The organism is uncultured Paraglaciecola sp. (assembly GCF_913020055.1).
Classification (GTDB): Bacteria; Pseudomonadota; Gammaproteobacteria; order Enterobacterales; family Alteromonadaceae; genus Paraglaciecola.
The window spans coordinates 26,929-50,502 of sequence record NZ_CAJWCF010000011.1; the positions used below are offsets into that span (position 1 = coordinate 26,929).

A 23,574-nucleotide genomic window follows, 5' to 3' on the forward strand; every position below is an offset into this window, starting at 1 on the left:
TGACTTGTTTGCGTTTCATCTAATTTACGTACTTTAAAGTATCGCCAATTCAATATATGATCTTGATACCCTCGTATCATGGATTGAATGTATGCGTATCGTCCTTTATTAAAAGTTGAAGGATCAAGTGAAGTACGCCATGCCTTCAGTGAGCCTAATTAAAATGTTAAATATTAGATTAATATTACTGCTTATTCTTACTCTCATGTCTCGTTCATTGTTTGCGCAATCGGCGGTTGACTACGAAAAGGCTTTAGTTAGCTATAACCAACAAAACTATGACGAGGCCTATATTCACCTCAAGAATGCATTGCAAGACACTCCGTCTCACTTGCAATCAAAGTTAATGATGGGTGATATATTACTTCGAAGAAAATTCCCTCATTCTGCAATAGTCGAATATGAAGAATCACTATTATTAGGCGCAGACAAAAATATTGCTTACCTTCCCCTCGCACGTGCATATATCTGGATCAATGATTACAACAAGGTAATAAAATTAAATACATCAGAGCTTAACGAAAACAACACCTTTGAAGTAACCCTATTACAGGCCATCGCCTACGAAAATTTGAATAATATTGCAAAAGCCAAAGATAAACATATAGAGGCTTACCAGCTGTCTCCTCAAAAAGTCACTGCTATTAACGGTTTAGCCAGGTATTACCTTAGGCAAGGTGATGACCAAAAAGCACAAGAATCGGTCACCAAAGCCTTGTCTTTACAGCCACAAGATGCCCAATCGTTGCATATTCAAGGACAGATATATGAACGACAAGATGATATCAAAAACGCCCTGAAATATTTTAAAATGTCCTATCAGCAAGCCCCCGCTGAAGCATTTATTACCCGCTCTTTAGCGAATGCTCACGTTAAGTTGAAACAATTTGATGAAGCAAGAGAGCTAGTTAATAAAATTCTGGCTATTTCCCCAGATGAACCTTTCATCATGCTTTTAAGCGCCCGCTTATATAGTATGGATAACAACAATGAATTGGCAGTAAAAGCTTATGAAGAAATAAATGACAAGTTAGCCCTCATCCCTAACGAACGATTATTAAGACAAATTGAATTGCTATTTCTGTCGGGTTTAGCCTCGTATATGACGGAAAATTATGAAGTCGCTCGTAACAAGTTGATCAATTATGTAAATCAAAACCCTGATAATTTATATGCATTAGAGCTATTAATCGATACCCATACTCGATTAGATGAAACTAAAATTGCCCTTAAATTAATGGAAACCCATTATGATGTGGTTAAAGAGAGCCTGTCATTATCCATGACCTTATGTGATTTGTACTTAAAAACACATAAAATACTTAAATGCCAAATCTTAGTATCTGAACTGAGACCAACTTATCCTAAAGCCAATCGTTTATTGGATTTAATGGAAGTCAAAACATTACAGGCTCGAGGAAAATACGTTGAGGCACTGGCGTTTTTTAATCAACACTTCTCGGATACTAAAGGGTTAGAAATTAAGAAAACGGCAGCGATCTTATATTTGCAAAATGGACAGGCACAGAAGGCATTAAATACAGTAGATGAATTGATTGATTTAGAGCCGGCGAATATCGCCCATATGTTATTGAAGATTGAAACCCTCATCGTATTGCAACGATACGACGAAGCCCTAAACGTAAACAATAAAGTATTAGAAGCAAAATTAAACATACTTGCACCTAAATATAATCAGGCTAACTTACATTTTTTAAAAGCTGATAATGAAAGCGCTCTTTCTTACGCAGAAATATTATTACCTACCTATAGTAAAGTTTTTCGCGTGCAAGTATTGCTAGGTAATATTAAAATGGCGCTAGGACAATTTGAAGACGCTAAAAATCACTTTAGAACAGCCAAGTTTTTTGAAAGAGACAATACGATTCCCTATGAAAAAACAATAAGTATTCACAGACAATTAAACGACCTACCAGCGGCACTGGCTGAATTAGACAAATTGCAAAGAACTCATATATTAGAAGCTAAATATATTCAAATTAGAGCGGAAATATACCTTAAACAAAATGAACTAGAGCTGGCGGGCGAGCAATTTCGTCAACTCTACAGCCTATGGCGTGACGACAAACAACAATTATTATATTTAGGTCAACAACAGCGTATTGCAAGGTTGTATATAGATTCAGAAACCACTTTATTACGAGCGTTACAGGTGTCTCCCAACTACCTCTTCGCAAAAATAGAATTAATGCGTCTTTACATAAAAATGAACAATATAGTTAAAGCCGAAACTATCATTGCAACACTGTCACAAAAGACAATTGATCACTCCAATATCCAGATGGTATTAGGTGATATCTCTTTAGCGAAAAGCCAGTACGAGAAAGCTAAACGCCATTACTATAGAGCTATCGAATTGAACAATAATTATCAAATTGCCATCATAAAAGCCTATCGATTAGCCACCATACAAAAAGTAGGACAAGAAAAATTTTCTAGTACCTTAAATGTAATCCTAACAGCATTTCCTGATTCACATTTTCACAGACATATACTAGCCGATTTTTTATACGCCCAAGGTGACATAGAAGACGCTACTCAGCATTATTTAACACTAGAGAAAATTGAGACCTTACCTAGGTTAGAATTTGTATATAACAACCTAGCCAATATTTCATTAGCTGAAGATCCCCAAGCAGCTATTCGATACATAGACAAAGCGTTGGATATCGAACAATCCAATGCCACTTTTATTGATACCAAAGGTTGGATTTTAACTCAGCAAGGAAAATACGTTGCTGGCTTAGATCTACTCAGAGAAGCAATATCCATGAGTGCTGACAATCCATCTATTTATTATCATATTGCTTATAACCTGGCTAAAACCGGTCAAACTACAGCGGCTAAAAAAGCGTTACAAAAGGCTTTCTCTGCGAACTCGAACTTTCCAGAAAAAGCCCTTGCAGATGCGTTATTTAATTCTATTTAGAGGGAATCGTCTAAGTTAAAAAGAATGACAACACGATTGAAATACTGTCAAGATATTTTACAATTCTATGGGTTAAAATCATTACCGTTAAATATAGGTCTATGAAATAAAACATAAAAAACAACCTGGATCGATTTTTGCTTATACTCAAGATATTGTTTAAAGAACCAAGCAAACACCTTTTGGGCGCGTTTCAAAACGGATTATTAAATTATGTTAAAGAAAAAATTACTTGTTACCGCTATAGCGGGATTATGCAGTTTACCTGCACACGCTTCAGACAGTTTTACTTACGATGGCCATTATGTTGAAGAGGAATATGACATTGCCTTTGCCATCGACTATGACCTTGGCGAAGGCAAAACAGCAACGGGCGGGACACTTGCTTTTTCTAGTTATGGTGGCAAGCAATACATGTATATTGCCCATCCGTTAGGTTTTAAGGATTTGTCTTATGCAGAAGGCTCTAGTTCAAAAGACAGCTGTGATAAAACCTGTAAAAATGAAGCCAAAGCCGCAGAAAAAGAAGCTAAAGTCGCTTATGAAAATTTAAATGGGGCCTGTGGTAAAGATAAGGCATGTAAAAATGCAAGAGATGCGGCAGGAAAAGCAGCTAAGCAATCAGTAATTGATAGTTATTCCCCCGCTGTTTCTAGTGAAGCCGATGACTATTTAGTCGGCTGGGAAGGGTCTGAACAAAAGGACGCAGGTAATGCAATCGGAAGTGAATATTTTACACTTTCTTTTGACGATGGCACAGGTGTCAACACGTTTGTCTTTGACCCAGAAGTACTTGAGGACAAAGGTAGAAAGAACGGAGTTGGAGACGACAAAGACGCTGACAATATTGATATTGTGCATGATGCTGTCGAGGGTACCTACACTCCACAAGCTGTCGAAGTAAATGGGTTTGGGATTAGTTTCTTATCAACACTGAACTACAATGCCAGCTTGCTTAATGATGGTGATTTTTATGGTGATTTGGATGGTTTTTATGATAAATCTCCAGAAACTGTGGACTGCGGTGACGAATCAAGCAGTGCTGAAGCTTGTTATAAGCTAGCAGACACAACTAGAAATAATATTTTTACTCCTGAAAAAACGTGGGATTTCGATTTTGGCATTGAAGTAGAAATTACAGGTAATTTATTTGGTGCTGGATTTGATATTAAATCTTTATTACCTGCTAACTTCGGTGTGAAAAATGCTGGAACTACCGTAAATAATAATAAAATACTGGTATCTTTAGATGACCTACATGCTTCAAAACCAAAAGTGCCTTGTGATGGAGAAGGTATAAATGGTAAAAATACCCCCTGTGATGTCACCATTACAGAAAAGCCACCTGAAAAGCCAGAACCAGTATCTGCCCCATCTGCCCTAAGTATCTTGGGTATTGGCATAGTGGCTATGTGGCACAGACGCAGAAAATCTGCTTAGTCAGACAATAACATTTAGAAGCAAAAACTCGCCTAAAGGCGAGTTTTTTGTTTAGAGCTCACACCCAACATCTTTAAATGTCTGTAAAGACTCAGTACATGCAAGTTCTTCGATTATAACGCTTATGCGGCATCCACAATCCTTTAAAACACTGAACATCGGTTTGAATGTATCGATACAAAATATCATGAATTAACTAGACACCCGTGATACTGACAGGAGTAGCAACTCATTTAACCGATTTGTTATCTTGGGTGAGGAGCACCATAAAACCATTTTTCCGAGCGCTACAACAGTAAATGGCACAAACTGCTCTATCAAGTTAGAACGGCGTTCATGCTTGTATTTAATTATTCCAGTGACTCGAATTAGTGGGCTTGTAAGTCATACTAAGCCCACCGCTAAAGCTTATTCCTGTGTAAATGTTAACCCTGCATTATCAACTAGGCGTTTGATCAACTTGTCACCCATTGCAGGCGCAGATGTCCAAATACCACCTTGGGTATCTTTTGCGTCGTTTACTAAACAGATAGCTGCTTCGGCAATGACTTTAGAGGTTGAACCGTAACCAGGATCTCTGTCGCCTGTTACCGCAACTTTGATAGTGTTACCTTCGGCGTCTGAGCCAACATAAAGTAAATCGTAAAAGCCATTCTCGCGTTCTTCTTTGCTTGGGCCTTCACCAGGTTTAGGTCCGCCATCGCCGCCCATGCTTTTGTCATTGGCCATAGCATTGGCAATGGCTTCGCCTTTTTCACCAGGGCCGGTCATAAACATTTCGTCATAGACAAAATCGTCGCCATATTCACTTTCTAATAAAAAGTTTGAACGTTGAACGTTGCGTGTATTAATAGCTGCCATTACAAAAGGGGTAACCCAAGTGCCCAAATCTTCCTCGTAGTATGGTTTATTGCCATAAGGTTGATCGGCGCCGGTAAATCCTGGTGTGAGAGAAAATGGGTTAAGTAACGCCTGCATTTTTGCTGGATCTTTTTTGGCCGCTACTAAGGTTGCTTTTAAACTGGCAGCTGTACCACCAGAAAATGTGCCTTTCATTTTTCGAACGCGACATCTCACTCTGGGCATAGGATGACCAAATTGTTCTTTAGCCAATTGTTGTAGTCGATACACACCTAAGTCTGAAGGAATCGAGTCAAAACCACATGAGAATACAATGCGAGCACCACTGGCTTTAGCCGCTTCGTGATGAGCAGGGATCATTTCGCTCATCCATACTGGCTCACCACATAAGTCTACGTAATCTACTCCAGATTTGGCGCACATTGCCACCAGGTCAGAGCCATATAATTGATAGGGACCTACAGTTGTTAATACCAGCTTTGTGTCGTCTACCATTGCTTGGATTGTGCTTAAGTCTTCGGAGTCGGCCACCACTAAAGGTGTATCTGCAGGTGCACCTATTTCGTCGCGCACTTGTGCAAGTTTTTTATTGCTTCTTCCTGCCATCGCCCATTTTACTGAACTATCACCGGCATATTGCTTTACCAAATACTCGGCAACTAATCGCCCTGTAAAACCAGTAGCACCATAAATAACAATATCGAATTTTTTATTTGTACTCATTACACACTCCAATTATTTTGTGCGTTGAGTGTAATAGGGATTATCTATAATTTTAATTTATTTTTGTAATGGCGAACTATATTCTTTATTAATAAAGCGTTGTATGTCGCGCAAAAAAAAACGAGTCAAAAGACTCGTTTTATATTTTGAATATGGACTAGAGGGCTCTAGTCACTAATTTTCTTAAGCTGTAACAATCTTACAGGCGTTGGTGCCACCAACAGTTTCCATTACATCACCATAAGTCATGATGAACTGGTCGCCAGATTCCAAAATACCTTTTTCTAATAAAGCGGCTACTACGTCGTCTTTAAGTTTACCCGGATCACTGCCTCGAGAGTCAAAAAAGACAGGTTTAACACCGCGGTATAAGGCCATTTTATTTAATGTGCTTTCGTGTCTAGACATCGCATAAATAGACAGTGATGTAGTGATACGTGACATTAATAATGGTGTACTACCACTTTCGGTTAAAGCCACGATAGCCTTAATTGTACTTAAGTGATTAGCTGAATAAACTGCGCTTAATGCAACCGTTTCACTGACTGAATGAAATTTCTCGTCCATTCTATGTTTTGAAATAGTGACACTTGGATGTGTTTCTGCGCCTACGCAAACTCGGGCCATGGCTTCAACAGTTTCGACTGGGAATTCTCCAGCAGCCGTTTCAGCTGATAGCATAACGGCATCAGTACCGTCCAATACTGCGTTGGCTACGTCCATCACTTCAGCACGAGTTGGCATTGGGCTGGTGATCATCGATTCCATCATCTGCGTGGCAGTGATAACAACTTTGTTTAGCTGACGTGAACGAGCAATCAGTTTTTTCTGAACACCTACTAGTTCGGCATCACCAATTTCGACACCTAAATCACCACGTGCAACCATTACCGCATCAGATGCTTCAATAATATCGTCAATGGCTGCATCAGATGCAACGGTTTCAGCACGCTCTACTTTAGCGCAGATCATCGCATTACAGCCGGCTTTTTCAGCAAGTTGACGTGCATAACGTAAATCATCACCTGAACGCGGGAAAGACACGGCTAAATAGTCCACGCCAATTTTTGCAGCGGTAATGATATCTTCTTTATCTTTTGCCGTTAGTGCTTCAGCTGACAAACCACCACCTTGGCGGTTAATGCCTTTGTTATTCGACAATTTTCCGGCTACTGTCACTTCTGTATGTACTTTGTTGCCTTCAACACTTGTCACTACTAACTGAATACGTCCATCATCTAACAACAGTAAGTCGTCTTTTTTCACATCTTGAGGCAATGCTTTATAGTCGATACCTACTGCTTGCTGGTTTCCGTCATCTTTGCCCATGTCAGCATCTAGAATAAAGTGGTCACCAATTTTCAATATGATAGAACCGTCAACGAATTTAGATACGCGAATTTTAGGACCTTGCAAATCACCTAAAATGGCTACGTATTTACCTAGTTTTTTCGCTGCTGCACGAACTTTTTCCGCTCGTTTAATATGATCTTCGGCCGTACCATGAGAAAAATTCATTCGAACCACATTGGTTCCGGCTTTAATAATCGCTTCAATTTGCTCCACTGTATCTGTGGATGGACCTAAGGTAGCGAGTATTTTTGTTCGTCTTAACATAGTTTGGGTGCTCTGTTGTTATGGCGCAAATGTTACCTATCTTCGCAGTACACACTGCTTAGATTTGGAGGAGTTCAATAGTTTAAGCGTAGCTCGACCTCTTACTAAGGTAATCATTCCCTTAATAGAGGTTTATATAAGCAAAATAGTTGTTAATTAACAAATCTGTAATTTTATTACGAAAATAGTAGTGCAAAACGACCAAAAAGTGAAATTATTCTAATAAAAAAGAGCCTATTGGCTCTATTTTACTAAAAAAAGTTAGGCTATTACGCTAATCATTACGTTTATCAAACCTTGAACCACGCAAAGTATCTTTCACTCGTTTAAGGTTTTCTCTGAATTTATTACCTCGTCTGAGGGTGAAACCTGTAGCCAATATATCTATCAGTATCAGTTGTGCAATCCTTGAAGCCATCGGCATATACATATCCGTATCTTCTGGGACTTCAAGGGATAACACTAGGTTACATTCTTTAGCTAACGGGCTGTCCTTGGAAGTAATCCCCATTACCGTTGCATCATTGCCTCGGGCGATTTGAGCTATTTCCACCAAACTTTTTGTTCTTCCGGTGTGTGAAATTAGAACGACCACATCGCCTTCGCCAGAATTCATGCAACTCATACGTTGCATAATAATATCTTCAAAATAGATAACAGGAACGTTAAAGCGAAAGAACTTATTTAATGCATCATGAGCAACAGAGGCGGAAGCACCTAATCCAAAAAACGAAATTTTTTGCGCTTGGGTTAACAAGTCTACCGCTCGGTTAATCGTGGCTATATCTACTGATTGGCGTGCCACCTCAAGTGAAGCCATAGTGGATTCAAATATTTTATGGGTGTATTCCTCAGGCCCGTCATCTTCTTCAACATGGCGGTTTACATAAGGCGTGCCGTTAGCAAGGCTTTGAGCCAAATGTAATTTAAAATCTGGGTAACCTTTAGTATCCAACCTACGACAAAAGCGATTGACGGTAGGTTCACTTACGCCCGACATTTTTGCTAGGGTTGCAATACTGCTATGTATAGCCGTTTGCGGATTCGCCAGTATGACCTCTGCAACCTTACGTTCAGACTTACTAAAGAGGGAGTTATGTTGAGTTATTTTTTCTAGAATATTCATGTGCGCATCAAAAACTTCATTATAATGGTTCCACTAAAAGAGCAGTATTAACTTTGGCTCATTCCTAGCAGAGTACTATAATTGTAATTTTTTAACAGGAAATCTTTCGGTTTAATGGACTAAAAACCTTCAAAAGGACATTTTTACCGGCAAAAACGTAGTGAAAAGTTGTAAAATTACTACATATAATGTTAAATTTTACGTCATGCGTTGTCGATTGGCATATAACTTTACTGTTTATGGCAATTTACACTATCAATATAAAAAATAAGTAGGCAGAAAAAATGGTTTTGGAAAATTCATTCGAACCTTGTGATTTCGTATTGTTTGGCACACAAGGTGATTTGGCCAGACGCAAACTATTACCTTCTCTATATCAACTCGAAAAAGCTGATCTGATGCACGCCGAGACAAAAGTGATCGGTGTGGCGCGTCAAGACATCAGCACAGAAGAGTATGTTGCACTTGTAAAAGAAAACATTGAAAAATTTACTAAAGAAGAGCTTTGCCAAGAGACTTGGAAACGTTTCTCTGAAAAATTAGATTATGTACAAGTCGATATGAAAAATGTTGCTAGCTACAAAGCTTTTAAAGATCATGTCGATCCCAAACGTATGATGGTTTGTTACTTTGCTACGCCTCCTTCCATTTTCGGTGATATATGTCTTGGGCTTAAAGCAGCTAAAATAATCGATAAAAGTATGCGAGTGGTGTTAGAAAAGCCAATTGGACATGACTTAGCATCATCTAAAGTGATCAATGATCAAGTAGCAGAGTTTTTTGATGAAAGTCAGATTTACCGGATTGACCATTATTTGGGTAAAGAAACTGTTTTAAACCTTATCGCTTTACGTTTTGCTAATTCAATTTTTGCGACGAATTGGGATCACAACTGCATCGACCATGTGCAAATTAGTGTTGCTGAGTCAGTAGGGATTGAAGGTCGTTGGGGATACTTCGACGAAGCCGGTCAGATGCGTGACATGGTGCAAAACCACTTGTTGCAAATTTTGACTCTGATTGCGATGGAACCACCTGCTAACCTTGATGCTGACAGTATTCGCGATGAAAAACTCAAAGTACTTAAATCATTACGTCCCATTGATGCGAGTAATGTACGTCAGAATACCGTTCGTGGTCAGTATGTTGGTGGATTTGTTAAAGGCCAAGAAGTACCAGGGTATTTAGACGAAGATGATGCAAACACCTCGAGTCAAACAGAAACCTTTATTGCTTTAAAAGTTGAATTGGACAATTGGCGTTGGGCGGGTGTGCCATTCTATTTGCGTACAGGTAAAAGACTACCCAATAAAACCAGTGAGGTAGTTATCTATTTTAAACGTCAACCTCATAACTTGTTTAAAGACAGTTTTCCGCAGTTACCACCGAATAAACTAACCATTCGATTACAACCTGATGAAGGGGTTGAGGTTACGGTTATGAATAAAGTGCCCGGTTTGACAGGTACGGGTTCGATGGACTTGCAAAAATCTAAGTTAAACCTGAGTTTCTCTGATACGTTCAAAGACGAACGTATCGCTGATGCGTATGAAAAACTGCTGTTAGAAGTCATGTTGGGTAATCAAGCCTTGTTCGTACGTCGTGACGAAGTTGAGGCCGCATGGACTTGGGTTGATGGTATTCTAGCTGCTTGGAAAAACAGCAACGAGCCACCTGAACCCTATCAGGCAGGTACATGGGGGCCAGTAGCGTCAATTGCGTTACTCGCTCGTGAAGATAGAGCTTGGTATGAAAGCAGAATAGGTAAAAAATAATGGCATTAACACAATCTAAATTTAGAACAACTGAACAACTGAATACGGCGTTTGCTCGTAAAATCACTAAGTTACTTAGAGATGGTATTGAGGAAAATGGTCGAGCAAGCTTAGTGGTTTCAGGTGGACGTACCCCTGCTGACCTTTTTAATACGTTGTCAAAGTCTAGCCTTGACTGGACCAAGGTTGATATCAGTTTGGCTGATGAACGTTGGGTCGATAACTCTGACGATGCATCTAATGAAAAAATGCTGCGTACTAAATTACTTATTAATAACGCTGCAAATGCTAATTTTGTGCCTTTGAAAACTCAACATGGTGATGCCGAAGATGCGGTTTTGACCTGCACTGAGAATCTGCAAAAAATGCGTACCCCTTTTGACGTGTTGATTTTAGGCATGGGTGAAGATGGCCATACTGCGTCTTTGTTTCCTTGTTCAAAGCAAATTGCTGAAGGATTGGATCTTGAGTCTGGTAATGCATTTATTGCAGTTCAGCCTACAACCGCTCCGAATCAGCGCATGTCATTAACATTGCCAGCGTTATTAAATAGCAATCAAATATTTTTGCATCTCACCGGAGAAAGCAAAAAAGAAGTGTTAGATAAGGTTCTGTCAGATGACGACGCCATGGTTATGCCAATTAGAGCTGTCATCAACAACGCTGATGTTGAGCTTGTTTGGGCGCCCTGATTAAATTTAAGTTATAGGAAAATCGATGAACCCCGTTATCCAAGAAGTGACAGACAGAATTATTCAGCGAAGCCAGGATTCGCGTAAAAGTTATTTAGAAAAAATTGAAAGTGCGCGTTTGCAAGGTCCACATCGTGGTGTGTTGTCTTGCGGTAACTTGGCTCATGGGTTTGCAGCTTGTGGCACAGAAGATAAATCCGATTTGCGTAGTATGACTAAAGCAAACATTGCGATAGTTTCCTCTTACAACGATATGTTATCCGCTCATCAACCTTATGAAGCATACCCAGCCCAGCTTAAAAAGGCGATAAATGCGGTTGGAAGTGTTGCGCAATTTGCGGGTGGCGTACCCGCTATGTGTGACGGTGTGACGCAAGGAACACCGGGCATGGATTTAAGTCTGATGAGCCGAGATATTATTGCAATGTCTGCTGCTGTTGCACTGTCACATAATATGTTTGACGGTACTTTGATGTTAGGTATTTGCGACAAAATTGTCCCCGGGTTATTGATTGGTGGGCTTAGTTTTGGTCATTTGCCGACAATATTTGTCCCGGCAGGACCTATGCCTTCAGGTATTCCAAATAAAGAAAAAGCCCGTATTCGTCAATTGTATGCACAAGGTAAAGTAGGTCGAGAAGAGTTACTTGATGCTGAATCAAAATCTTATCATTCAGCTGGTACTTGTACTTTTTATGGTACCGCCAATAGTAATCAGTTGGTTGTTGAAATCATGGGGTTACATTTGCCAGGTTCGTCATTTGTTAATCCAGGCACACCACTGCGCGATGCATTAACTGATGCTGCAGCAAGGCAAGTGACTCGTATTACAGATTTAGGTAGCGAGTATCGCCCAATTGGTCACATAGTTGATGCTAAAGCCATTGTGAATGGTTTGGTGGGATTGTTGGCTACTGGTGGTTCAACTAACCACACTATGCACTTGGTCGCTGTAGCAAAAGCGGCAGGTTACATCATTAACTGGGATGACTTTGCAGATATCTCCAAAGCAGTACCCTTATTAACCCGAATTTATCCTAACGGTTCAGCTGATATTAACCATTTTACCGCAGCCGGTGGTATGGCTTTGTTGATTAAAGAATTGTTAGAAGGTGGCTTGTTGCATAACGATGTGCAAACCATCTGTGGTGAAGGTTTAGAGCAATATACTAAAGAGCCTATATTAGAACATGGCGAACTTGTATGGCGTGACGGGCCAACAGAATCATTTGATAAACAAGTGGTCGCTAGTGTGAGTGAACCCTTCAAAGCCGATGGTGGTTTATCAGTGTTGTGCGGTAATTTGGGCCGAGCAGTTATGAAAACTTCTGCCTTGCGTGAACCCCATTGTAAAATTAAAGCACCTGCTGTGGTATTTGAAGACCAGTTTGAGTTGCATGCAGCATTTCAGGCCGGTGAGTTAGATAAAGATTGTGTGGTAGTAGTGCGCTTTCAAGGCCCTTCTGCTATCGGTATGCCAGAACTACACAGCTTGACCCCACCTCTAGCAGTATTGCAAGACCGAGGGTTTCATGTGGCACTAGTTACCGATGGGCGTATGTCCGGTGCGTCAGGTAAAGTACCTGCGGCCATTCATGTAACTCCAGAGGCCACTAAAGGTGGGATATTATCTAAAATACAAACCGGTGACTTGATTGAGTTAAACACTGAAACAGGCGCGATGGACGTATTAATTAGCGATGAAATATTAGCCAATAGAGAAGCAAAAGTAACAGACGTTGCTAAACACCAAGTTGGCATGGGCCGAGAGATGTTTGCCGGTATGCGCACAACGTTAACCGGTGCAGAGCAGGGCGCTTGCTCGTTATTTTTTGGTCAGGAATAATACAATGGCTAAATTTGTTGCAGATGTAGGTGGCACTAATATTCGTTTGGCCGTCCTTAAAGATGGTTCGCTAAGCCATATTAAAAAATATTTGTGTAGTGATTATAAAACTATAGATGTTGTTATTGGGGCATATCTTGCTGAATTTCCAGATTTGAAATTTACAGCAGGTTGTTTAGGTGTCGCTTGCCCAGTAAATGGTGATGTGATTGCTATGACCAACAACAAATGGCAGTTTTCTATTTCTCAATTACAAAGTGAACTTGGTTTGCAATGGTTGGGGGTGATTAATGATTTCACTGCTGTTGCCCATGCCGTCACTGTTTTGTCCATTCAACAGAAAGAACAAGTTGGCCAAGGTCAAGCAAACGCTTTAGACAATATTGCTGTATTTGGGCCAGGTACTGGCCTAGGCGTAAAACATTTAACTCATATCAGTGAAGGCTGGCTAGCGTTGGATGGTGAAGGTGGCCATGTAGATTTTGCACCAGTTGATGATGTTGATATCGCTATTTGGCAGTTTTTAACCGATAAGTTTGGTCACGCTTCTGCTGAAGAAGTGCTTTCTGGTCGTGGTTTAGTACATATTTATCAGGCAATTGCTAAATATAAAAATCTATCAGCCGTGTTGGATGATCCTGCTGATATTACTGAACGAGCTCTTGATGGTAGTTGCGTATTAAGCGTGGCTACATTAAATCAATTCTGCAAAATATTGGGTAGTTTTGCAGGAAACCTTGCCCTTAATTTAGGGACACGTGGTGGCGTGTATATTGGAGGTGGCATTGCCCCCCGTTTCACCAATTTTATTAAACAAAGTGAATTTCGGGCTCGTTTTGAGGCCAAAGGTCGATTTCGTGATTACGTAGCTGGCATCCCGACTTTCATTATTACCGAGCCCGATCATGGTTTGATTGGTGCTATGGCTTATTTAAATCAAAATTGTAAAGGTTAAATGCAATGACAAAGAATTGGAAAATGACATCAGAAGAAATATTCAGCCAAGGGCCTGTTGTGCCAGTATTGGTAATAAAAGATGTTGAACATGCGGTGCCTTTAGCTAAAGCGCTAATCGCTGGTGGTATTCGTGTTTTAGAAGTGACTTTACGCACAGAAGCTGCGTTAGAAGTCATCGCTAAGATTGCTAAAGAAGTGCCTGAAGCTATCATCGGTGCGGGTACAGTGACTAATCGTAAGCAACTACAACAAGTCATTGATGCGGGTGCAAAATTCGCTATCAGTCCCGGTATGACTACTGATCTTTTGAAAGCAGGTAATGAAGGCTCTATTGCACTTATTCCGGGCATATCATCGATTTCAGAACTGATGACGGCTGTTGATCATGGTTATACCCATTTGAAATTTTTCCCCGCTGAAGCGTCTGGTGGTGTAAAAGCCCTTAAAGCTATTGGTGGTCCATTCCCTGATATCAAATTTTGCCCAACAGGTGGCATTAGCCCAAGCAACTACAACGACTATTTGGCGTTGCCTAGTGTGCGTTGTGCTGGCGGTTCATGGTTAGCGCCAGAAGAAGCCATGATTAATGGTGATTGGGATAAAATTACCGAACTTGCTAAGCAGGCTGTAGCAGGCGCTAAATAAGTTTAGTTTTTGCAGTTTTATAAAAAGTCGCTTAGGCGACTTTTTTATTGTCTATGAAAAAGTGCTAACGCTTCAAGTGCCAATAAAAAAACATCGGCACTATATTCACCATCCACATTTTTCACTACGGTAATGCTGCGCTGGTGATCGCGGCACAGTATCATCATAGTGGTGCCACCATTACTGCCTCCGGAGTGCATAACAGCATTGTCGAAACTGGCCATTAGATTTTGTGCATGCAGATTATCTTTATAATAAGAACGATCTTTATGATTATCAAAATCTATCATCCAGCCTATGCCAAAACCCAAAGAATTGCCGTTATCTAGTTTGGCTCGGCTAAACATAGAGTCCAAACTAGACTGCTTTAAATAACCCTCAATCGAATGTGCGACTGCAAATCTTGAGATGTCCGCTGGACTGGCAATGAACCCTCCACCCGCGTATTTATAAGAATGATCCGATTGCGGGGCATTGAGTAGTTTCCCATCTCTTACAATGTAAGGGCGTTGGCGTAGAGCAATAATATCGGCTTGATCGTCAAATACGCTGTCTTGCATGTTCAGTGGATTAAATACTTCTTGCTGAATAATTTGTTTGAAATTCCGTTTTTTATCAGCCCCTTCCATTGCTGCTGCAATTAAAGAGTATGCAAAAGTAGAATATTTCGAATCCGTACCTGGTTGAAATAATAAGGGGTCATCTTTGAATAAACTTAAGCTAGATGAGGTGTCGCTAAAGTGTTGGTTGAGTATGAATTCCGCATTGTCTTTGTAGCTTCTGACACCGGCTGTATGGGCAGCTAATTGCCTAAGGGTAACAGGTGCATGGCTTTTGGGCCAAGTATCAACATACTGAGTGACCGCTTTGTCTAATTGCAATTTTTCCTGTTCATACAAACGCATCATGCCGGCAACCGTAATTAGCTTAGCAATGCTACCAATGCGCATTTTATGTTTGTTGGTCATGCTGACTTGGTTTTCTATATCAGCATAGCCATAACCTTTGGACCAAACTAAACCTTCTGCGTCTGCAATCGCTGCGCTAATCCCGGGTACCATTTCCCCTGAAACAGCTTTAGTAAACATTTGATCGATTGTTTGTATATTTTCTGAGGATTTTGCAAAGCACAAAGTCGTAAAGAAAAGAAAGCTTAAGGTTAAAAGGGGTTGGGGTAAGACAGAAAACATGGCAAGTATCCGCATAGGTTTAACAAAGTTCAATGTAAGGCTTTTTGATGGGCAATACCAATCGCTAAAAGTGATTGGTATCAATCTAAGTTATTCGTGGTAGGGCTTAGTTAACCGTGAATGTGGCTTTTATTAGTTGTACTTCTTCGCTGGTTTTACCATGTCTTGAACCAAGTTTTTCGATACGTTCAAGCACATCCATGCCCTCAACAACTTGACCAAATATAGTATGTTTACCATCTAACCAAGGTGTGGCTGTAAAGGTTAAGAAAAATTGGCTGCCATCAGTGTTGGGCCCAGAGTTAGCCATACTTAAAAGACCGCCTTGTGTATGTTTGATGGTATCGCTGAATTCACCGGCGTATTTATATCCGGGATCCCCTCTACCTGTTCCTGTTGGGTCGCCACCTTGGGCCATGAATCCTGGAATGACCCGATGGAATATAGTGTTGTCGTAGTAGCCTAAAGTCGTTAAATATAGGGAGCTAGATACATGTTTAGGTGCAATGTCAGGCATTAGTTTAATGCTGATTTCACCTTGACTAGTGGTCAAATTCCACAGGTAGGATTTGTCTTGGCTAAACGTAAATTCTGCCGGTTGTGGCAAAGATGTTTTCCAGTCGCTTTTTGTTTTATCGACGTTTTGTTGGGCGATAAATTGGTTTGCTTGTTTGATGGCTTGGTCTTGAAATAAGTCGCAACCAGACAGCATTAGGCAAATAAAAAGTGGGAGTAAAAGGTGTAAAGGTCGAAATAGTGATGGACGCATTTGTGGCCTATTTTTTAAATTACTATACCACTAGCTTAAACACTTTGGATTTACGTTGAAAGTTGTAAAGTTGTTTTTTCTTAGTGGGTAGTTCGTCTAGGCTTACTTCAACAAAACCTTGCTCTTGAAACCAATGGGCTGTCACGGTTGTGAGCACAAAGATAGATTGCAAACCTTGTTCTCGTGCCTGTCGTTTTATGGACTCTAATAACCGTTCGCCACGATTACCGCCACGATAATCGTTATGCGTGGCAACACAAGCTAGTTCACCCATCTTATCTTCTGTATAAGGGTAAAGCGCGGCACAGGCTATAGTCATACCGTCACGTTCAATCAGGGCAAATTGAGTAATTTCTTGTTCTAAGTGTTCTCTTGAACGTTTGACCAGAATACCTTTTTCTTCTAATGGTTTGATTAGTTTAAGAATACCACCCACATCTTCAATGTTAGCTTGGCGTAGCTGCTCGTAGGATGTTTGGGATATGAGTGAGCCTGCCCCATCACGGGTAAATAATTCTTGAAGCAATGCCCCATCTTGACGAAAGCTGACAGTGTGACAACGACTAATACCTGCTTCCAAGCTAGAAACTATGGCCTGCAATGATTGTTTTTCACTGGCGTAAAAAGGTTCATCTAACATACCGTAGAGTTCGTCTAATTCTAAATTTCTTAGCAGCCGACCTTCCTTGCTCAAAATGCCGTCTTGATAATTAAATAATATGAGTTTGTCAGCATTGAGTGCAATCGCTGCGTTGGTAGCCACGTCCTCATGAGACAAGTTAAATACTTCGCCTGTTGAGGAGTATCCCATAGGTGATAATAACACTATGGATCCGTCATTAAGATGGTCGTTAATACCATCAACATCGATACGGCGTACTACGCCAGTATTTTCAAAATCAACACCTTCACGCACGCCTACAGGCATAGCCACAACCAAATTGCCTGAACATACTCTGATATGTGAGCCATGCATAGGTGAGTTGGCAAGTCCCATAGTCAATAATGCTTCTACTTGGGCACGTACTGAACCCGCAGCGTCTTTCACGCATTCGAGAGTTTGTTTGTCTGTAATACGAATGTTTTGGTGAAAGCGTGGCGGTAAATTACGTAGCGCAACGCGCTGATCAATTTGTGGTCTTGCACCATGCACTAAAACCAAACGCACGCCTAAGCTATTTAACAAAGCAATATCATGGATGATATTGGCAAAGTTGGCTTCTTCTATGGCTTCGCCACCAAACATCAATACAAAGGTTTTACCCCTGTGAGCGTTGATGTAAGGCGCCGAATTACGAATGATTTTAACGCTGTCGATATGTGAGACGACCACAAATATTTCCTTATTTACTTTGAGCGAGTTCAGCGTTTAACGCTGCGGTAACGGGAGCGATGCCGGTACCACCTAAAATGCTACGTTTATCCACTAAATATTCGAGCTGTAATATTTCATACACATCATCTTCAATTAGATTTGAGTATTGCTGTAACTCAGCAACACTCATTTCTTCGATGGCTTTTTTCTGCTCTAACGCAGCTAAAACAACCTGACCGGATATATCGTGTGCGGTTCTAAATGGAATGCCTTTCGCTACTAAGTAGTCGGCTAATTCGGTGGCGTTGGCGTAACCTTCGCGAGCGGCCTTGGCACAACGTTCTGAGTCTAACTTAATGCTATCTATTACTTCACAGGCAATACACAAACAGATATGCCACTGAGTCACAGCATCAAGCAAACCTTCTTTGTCTTCCTGCATATCTTTGTTATACGCAAGTGGCAAACCTTTCATTGTGACTAACATGCCCTGCAAGCTGCCGAACACACGGCCACATTTACCACGCATAAGTTCTAAGGCATCAGGGTTTTTCTTTTGTGGCATTAACGAAGAACCAGAGGTCACTTCATCACCTAAGGTAATAAAGCCAGCTTCACCAGAGTTGAAGAAAATCAAGTCTTCGGCCATACGTGACATGTGCATCATGCTGGTACTGGCTACAAATAAAAGCTCTAGTACAAAATCACGATCCGACACTGCATCTAAACTATTTAAGCAGGGGCTATCAAAACCTAACTCACTGGCAATCTCATGACGATCAATAGGATAAGTCGTACCTGCTAGCGCCCCACAACCAAGAGGTGACTGATTTAAGCGCACCCTCAAGTCTTGTAAACGGCTAATGTCACGTTTAAACATTTCTACATAAGCCAAACACCAGTGAGGGTAACGCACCGGTTGTGCACGTTGTAAGTGGGTATAGCCCGGTAAGATAACCGTTTTGTTGTTGCTTGCGGTGCCCACTAGAGAGGCTTTCACATTTTCTAAATCGCCAAGCAATAGGTCAATATGTTCACGAGTCCAAAGTTTAAAATCTGTGGCTACCTGATCATTTCGACTACGGCCAGTGTGCAACTTTCGAGCAATATCACCGAGCTGTTCAATTAGCGTGGCTTCGACAAAACTATGAATGTCTTCTTCGCTACTGGCGTCAAAGTCTAAGGTGCCTGCTTCCGCTTTTACCAATAAAGCTTGTAATGCTTGTTCAAGCTGCTGTTGTTCGTCTTGGGTTAACACTCCAGCTTTAAAAATAGCTTTAGACCACGCAATAGAACCACGAATATCTTGACTAGCGAGTGCGCGGTCGAAAGGTAACGAATCGTTGACCTTTCGAAACATGGCACTGCTGCCGTCTTGGAAACGCCCGCCCCACAAGCTCATTATTCGATACCTGTGTTTTTAAAGGCCATACCTTTTTTGTTCATCGCTTCAATACGGCTAGATAAACTGTATAAACGGATGAAACCTTCGGCGTGGCTTTGGTCGTAAACATCATCTGCACCAAATGTGGCAAAGTCTTCAGAATACAAACTGTTTGGAGATTTTCTTTGGGTAACTGTGGCTTGCCCTTTGTACAATTTAACCATTATTTCGCCAGTGACTTTTTGGGCGAAACTTGCAGCACCAGCCAATAGTGAATCGTTTAAGGCTGTGAACCAACGGCCATCATACATAACATGTGAATACTCAAGACCGATTTGCTCACGGTATTTAAGTGATGCTTTGTCTAATACCAAACACTCTAGCGCCTTATAAGCTTTCATCATCACAGTTCCACCTGGCGTTTCGTAACAGCCACGAGACTTCATGCCAACTAAACGGTTTTCAACTATGTCGATACGGCCAACACCATGAGCTGCGGCAATTTCGTTCAACTTCATCAATACGCCGTAAGGCGTTAATTCTTCGCCATTAACCTTAGTTAATTTTCCTTCTTCGAAGCTAAGTTGAACTCGTTCTGGCTTATCTGGAGCGTCTTCCGGATCAACTGTTAATGTCCAGATCCCTTTAGTAGGTTCACACCAAGGATCTTCTAGTTCGCCACCTTCATGAGAAATATGCCAAGCATTGGCGTCACGGCTATAAATTTTAGTTAAAGAAGCAGTACATTCAATGTCACGTTCGGCTAGGTAATCAAGTAGATCTTCACGAGACACCATGTCCCACTCACGCCAAGGGGCTATCACTGCCAATTGTGGTGCAAGAGCAGCAAAGGTGCCTTCAAAACGAACTTGGTCGTTACCCTTACCAGTACAACCATGACAAAGCGCATCAGCACCGACTTTAAGGGCAATTTCTACTTGCGCTTTAGCAATGATAGGACGAGCCATAGAGGTGCCAAGTAAGTACTCACCTTCGTATACGGCCCCAGTAGTAATAGTTGGGTAGATATAGTCAGAGACAAACTCTTCTTTTAAGTCGACGATGTAACATTCGCTTGCGCCAGTGGCGAGCGCTTTTTCACGAAGACCAATTAACTCTTCGTCGCCTTGACCTACATCTGCTGCAAAGGCGATAACTTCACAGTTATAGGTTTCGATTAACCAAGGAATGATAGCGGATGTGTCTAAGCCACCTGAATATGCCAATACTACTTTCTTGAATTCTTTTTTTGCCTGAATAGCCATGTTTTTTCCTATCTCTTAATTTTTTAATAAAACGCGATATATTTAGCGCTTTACTCAATATTTGTTCTTGATACTTTGCTACCAAATTCGTAGCCGTTTGGTTAATTTCTTGGTTCGAAATCGCTAGCTAGCAATTGTACCAAAATAGCGTTTTGTCCATGCATACGATTTTCAGCTTGTTGCATTAATAACGATGCTTCGCTGTCTATTAAACTGCCGCTGATTTCTAAATCTCTGTGAGCTGGTTGGCAATGTAATACATATTTTGCACCGGTTTTTTCCATCAAAGCTTCGTTAATTTCGTAACCAGCGAAGGTGTCTTTGATATCGGCCAATGGCGTTTCATCACCCATAGAAAGCCAAGTGTCTGTATATAAAACTTGTGAACCATTTGCGGCGTTAATGTCAGTGCTAACCGTTAGCTTTCCGCCGAACTGCTGTGCACGAGCTTGAGTCAGTTTTATGATGTTTTCGTCAACTTCATAACCTTCTGGTGTAATAACCACTACTTCACAGCCCAGTGCAACGCCCACTAACATAAGTGAATGGGTGACGTTATTACCGTCTCCGATGTAAGCCAGTTTTACTTTGCTTAGATCGTCGTAGTTTTCGCTGATAGTTAAGTAGTCAGCGACCGCCTGACAAGGGTGATACATATCACACAAAGCATTGATGACTGGTACTTTGGCTGATTCAGCTAGTTGCTCTAACGTACTATGCGCAAAGACCCGAGATACAATGGCATCTGCCCAGCAAGCTAAATTGGCGCCCATATCTTTTACGTCTTCTCTGCCAGCCAGTTTATTTGATTGGCTATCAAGGTACACCATATGGCCCCCTAACTTATTGATACCAATGTCAAAACTGACTCGGGTGCGCAACGAAGGCTTTTCAAATAAGGCCACAATTGACTTGCCATCTAAAGCAGTGCGATAACCCGCAGGGTTGTTTTTAATGGTTTTAGCCAAGGCTAACAAATTGTGTAATTGGTCTGCGGTCCAATCTTTAAATGAAAGAAGATCTTGTTTCATAATCAAGCCTTATGACTAAGTATGTTTATTTGGGATGAGATTTTGCTGCCTATTGCTTGGTGTTGCAACAAACCTAACAACTTTTCTGCATCTTTCCAGCTAGCAATAGTGACACTTCGTCCTAAGCTGTTGGCTGCTTCCAATGCTGCTTGTACTTTAACTATCATGCCATCACGGATCACATTTTCTGCGATTAGAGTGTCAATCTGTTGTGCATCTAATTGGTTAATTAAATTTTTGTTGGCATCTAACACACCAGGAACATCAGACAAAAGTAATAACTGGGCATCTAATAATTGGGCAATCACGGTGGCTGCTTGGTCAGCATTTACATTGAGTAGGTTGCCTTCACTATCCGCTCCAATTGAGCTGATAATGGGCAACATTTGTGTGGCAGCCAAAGCTTTCAACAAAGTAGCATCACCAGGTTCAACTGAACCTACCGCGCCTAACTCTTCACGCATAACGGTTGCCTTACACATTTTTCCATCTAATAAACTAAGCCCTACTGGACTAATGCCTGCTTTGATGGCTAATCCGCAAAGCTGTTTATTCGCGGTACCAGCAAGCGCTCCTGTGATGAATGGCATATGTTCTTTAGGAGTAACACGCAAACCGTCTATTTTTTGACTGGTAAGATTAAGGGCAGACAATAAATCTTCAACCATTGCGCCGCCTCCATGGACTAAGACCACAATATAACTTTTCTGTAATTCGCTAATGGTTGTTAGTAATGCCAAAGCGGCATCTTCGGCTTGCATAAATGCGCCGCCAACTTTAATAACCAGTATGTTTTTATTGCTCATAGTTAGTTGACTAATCCCATATGAGAGGCAAAACCAAAACGCAAGTTAGCGCATTGTAGTGCTTGAGAGGCTGCGCCTTTTAATAAGTTATCAATGGCACTGGTAACAACAAGGTAGCCGGTTTTTTCATCCAGTTTCCAGAATAGATCGCAGTAAGGTGTACCCACTACATCGTCTATTTTAGGCCAACTTTTTCTGAGCCTAACAATAGGGTTGCCTTGGTATGCCTGTTGATAAGCATCGGCAACTTGTTGAGCTGAAACATCGGTGGCTAGTTTTACGGTAATTGTTGCCAAGATCCCGCGTTTAAAATTACCCAAATGTGGGGTGAAAATCACATCAGTGCCTAAATAATCTGCAATTTCTGGTTGGTGTCTGTGCCCCAACACTCCGTATGCCTGCAAGCTGACTTCAGTAAAACTACTATTTAATGCTGCCTTTCTACCTGCTCCCGATACACCTGATACCGCGTTGATAATAGGAAAGTGCGTAGAGTCAATTAAGCCATTTTGTTGAAGTGGTTTAAGGGCAGTTAAAGAGGCTGTTGGGTAACAACCTGGCACCGCAACCAAGTTGGCGCTACTGATCTGATCTTGATGCCAATCCGCTAGACCGTACACAGCTTGTGCTAGTAACTTATCTGCATGATGCTCAAAGCCGTAATACTCTGCGAATTTGTTTTTATCTTTGATCCTAAAGGCACCTGACAAGTCCATTATCACTGCTTTGTTACCACATAGTTCGTTCATCCATTTGTGGCTTGCTTCATGTGGTGTGGCTAAAAATATTAGATCGAAGCTTTCAGATAAGGTTGATAAGTTATCTTCATCTATTGGCTGAAGAGGCAAATCAATGGCGTTAAAAAACTTAGGATGTATTTCGCCCAAAGACTTCCACGCATCAACACTATTTGTAGAAACATACAATGCTGCTAATTCAAATTGGTTATGGCCGTGAACTAAAGCGGCCAACTCAGCGCCGGTATAACCACTGGCACCAATAATACAGGTTTTGATCATAGGAAATTTCTCTGTTAGCTCATGGTGAGCGGTGTACTAATAATTGAGGTAAAAATAAAAAGCACTCTTTGTTCAAACTATATAGCTTAAAACAAAGAGTGAGCTATACGCTACAGCGTCGACTATCGTCGATAAAACATGCTGGCGAAGCTAGGCAGGGAAA

General features: G+C 41.0%; 18 protein-coding genes. 7 read left to right on the plus strand and 11 right to left on the minus strand.

Annotated features, from left to right (window positions below):
- The first annotated feature begins 163 nt into the window (after nucleotides 1-163).
- Complete coding sequence (prsT, locus tag QZ488_RS03995; protein ID WP_293746457.1) at nucleotides 164-2,950, plus strand: XrtA/PEP-CTERM system TPR-repeat protein PrsT; 2,787 nt, start codon at nucleotides 164-166, stop codon at nucleotides 2,948-2,950.
- 213 nt (nucleotides 2,951-3,163) lie between these two features.
- Nucleotides 3,164-4,390, plus strand: a complete 1,227-nt coding sequence (locus QZ488_RS04000; protein WP_293746459.1) for a hypothetical protein — start codon at nucleotides 3,164-3,166, stop codon at nucleotides 4,388-4,390.
- Nucleotides 4,391-4,798: 408 nt separating this feature from the next.
- Here the strand turns inward: QZ488_RS04000 and QZ488_RS04005 are convergent, their stop codons facing one another.
- The 3 genes from QZ488_RS04005 to QZ488_RS04015 all read right to left on the minus strand — a co-directional run bounded on the left by QZ488_RS04005 (nucleotide 4,799) and on the right by QZ488_RS04015 (nucleotide 8,717).
- Nucleotides 4,799-5,974 (minus strand): saccharopine dehydrogenase NADP-binding domain-containing protein, encoded by a 1,176-nt coding sequence (locus tag QZ488_RS04005; protein WP_293746461.1) that lies wholly within the window; start codon nucleotides 5,972-5,974, stop codon nucleotides 4,799-4,801.
- A 183-nt stretch (nucleotides 5,975-6,157) separates the two neighbouring features.
- Complete coding sequence (gene pyk / locus QZ488_RS04010) at nucleotides 6,158-7,591, minus strand: pyruvate kinase (protein WP_293746463.1); 1,434 nt, start codon at nucleotides 7,589-7,591, stop codon at nucleotides 6,158-6,160.
- A gap of 274 nt (nucleotides 7,592-7,865) precedes the next feature.
- The gene (locus QZ488_RS04015; RefSeq protein ID WP_293746465.1) at nucleotides 7,866-8,717 is read right to left on the minus strand and encodes a MurR/RpiR family transcriptional regulator; all 852 of its coding nucleotides are present in this window, start codon (nucleotides 8,715-8,717) and stop codon (nucleotides 7,866-7,868) included.
- A 284-nt stretch (nucleotides 8,718-9,001) separates the two neighbouring features.
- On the opposite strand from QZ488_RS04015, the gene zwf reads away from it, so the two are divergent.
- The 5 genes from zwf to QZ488_RS04040 are packed head-to-tail and all read left to right on the plus strand — an operon-like array spanning nucleotide 9,002 to nucleotide 14,632.
- Nucleotides 9,002-10,492: a glucose-6-phosphate dehydrogenase gene (gene zwf / locus QZ488_RS04020; RefSeq protein ID WP_293746467.1), complete on the plus strand. Its 1,491-nt coding sequence runs from the start codon at nucleotides 9,002-9,004 to the stop codon at nucleotides 10,490-10,492.
- A complete protein-coding gene (gene pgl, locus QZ488_RS04025) occupies nucleotides 10,492-11,184 on the plus strand; it encodes a 6-phosphogluconolactonase (RefSeq protein ID WP_293746469.1) in 693 nt (230 codons plus the stop codon). The genes zwf and pgl overlap by 1 nt, the downstream gene beginning before the upstream one ends.
- Nucleotides 11,185-11,209: 25 nt before the next feature.
- Nucleotides 11,210-13,030 carry a phosphogluconate dehydratase gene (gene edd / locus QZ488_RS04030; protein WP_293746471.1) on the plus strand — a complete coding sequence of 607 codons (1,821 nt, stop codon included), beginning with the start codon at nucleotides 11,210-11,212 and terminating at the stop codon, nucleotides 13,028-13,030.
- Nucleotides 13,031-13,034: 4 nt separating this feature from the next.
- Nucleotides 13,035-13,985: a glucokinase gene (locus QZ488_RS04035; RefSeq protein WP_293746473.1), complete on the plus strand. Its 951-nt coding sequence runs from the start codon at nucleotides 13,035-13,037 to the stop codon at nucleotides 13,983-13,985.
- A 5-nt stretch (nucleotides 13,986-13,990) separates the two neighbouring features.
- Nucleotides 13,991-14,632 (plus strand): bifunctional 4-hydroxy-2-oxoglutarate aldolase/2-dehydro-3-deoxy-phosphogluconate aldolase, encoded by a 642-nt coding sequence (locus tag QZ488_RS04040; RefSeq protein ID WP_293746474.1) that lies wholly within the window; start codon nucleotides 13,991-13,993, stop codon nucleotides 14,630-14,632.
- A 44-nt stretch (nucleotides 14,633-14,676) separates the two neighbouring features.
- Here the strand turns inward: QZ488_RS04040 and QZ488_RS04045 are convergent, their stop codons facing one another.
- From QZ488_RS04045 to argC, 8 genes are all read right to left on the minus strand, one after another.
- Nucleotides 14,677-15,720: a serine hydrolase domain-containing protein gene (locus QZ488_RS04045; protein WP_293746476.1), complete on the minus strand. Its 1,044-nt coding sequence runs from the start codon at nucleotides 15,718-15,720 to the stop codon at nucleotides 14,677-14,679.
- A gap of 208 nt (nucleotides 15,721-15,928) precedes the next feature.
- The gene (locus QZ488_RS04050; RefSeq protein WP_293746478.1) at nucleotides 15,929-16,591 is read right to left on the minus strand and encodes a peptidylprolyl isomerase; all 663 of its coding nucleotides are present in this window, start codon (nucleotides 16,589-16,591) and stop codon (nucleotides 15,929-15,931) included.
- A gap of 22 nt (nucleotides 16,592-16,613) precedes the next feature.
- Nucleotides 16,614-17,924 (minus strand): amino-acid N-acetyltransferase, encoded by a 1,311-nt coding sequence (gene argA / locus QZ488_RS04055; protein WP_293746479.1) that lies wholly within the window; start codon nucleotides 17,922-17,924, stop codon nucleotides 16,614-16,616.
- A gap of 10 nt (nucleotides 17,925-17,934) precedes the next feature.
- Nucleotides 17,935-19,308 (minus strand): argininosuccinate lyase, encoded by a 1,374-nt coding sequence (argH, locus tag QZ488_RS04060; RefSeq protein ID WP_293746480.1) that lies wholly within the window; start codon nucleotides 19,306-19,308, stop codon nucleotides 17,935-17,937.
- Nucleotides 19,308-20,555 carry an argininosuccinate synthase gene (locus QZ488_RS04065; RefSeq protein WP_293746481.1) on the minus strand — a complete coding sequence of 416 codons (1,248 nt, stop codon included), beginning with the start codon at nucleotides 20,553-20,555 and terminating at the stop codon, nucleotides 19,308-19,310. The genes argH and QZ488_RS04065 overlap by 1 nt, the downstream gene beginning before the upstream one ends.
- A gap of 101 nt (nucleotides 20,556-20,656) precedes the next feature.
- Nucleotides 20,657-21,586 (minus strand): ornithine carbamoyltransferase, encoded by a 930-nt coding sequence (locus QZ488_RS04070; protein ID WP_293746482.1) that lies wholly within the window; start codon nucleotides 21,584-21,586, stop codon nucleotides 20,657-20,659.
- Nucleotides 21,587-21,588: 2 nt separating this feature from the next.
- The gene (argB, locus tag QZ488_RS04075) at nucleotides 21,589-22,392 is read right to left on the minus strand and encodes an acetylglutamate kinase (protein ID WP_293746483.1); all 804 of its coding nucleotides are present in this window, start codon (nucleotides 22,390-22,392) and stop codon (nucleotides 21,589-21,591) included.
- 2 nt (nucleotides 22,393-22,394) lie between these two features.
- Nucleotides 22,395-23,411: an N-acetyl-gamma-glutamyl-phosphate reductase gene (gene argC, locus QZ488_RS04080; RefSeq protein WP_293746484.1), complete on the minus strand. Its 1,017-nt coding sequence runs from the start codon at nucleotides 23,409-23,411 to the stop codon at nucleotides 22,395-22,397.
- Between the last annotated feature and the right edge of the window lie 163 nt (nucleotides 23,412-23,574).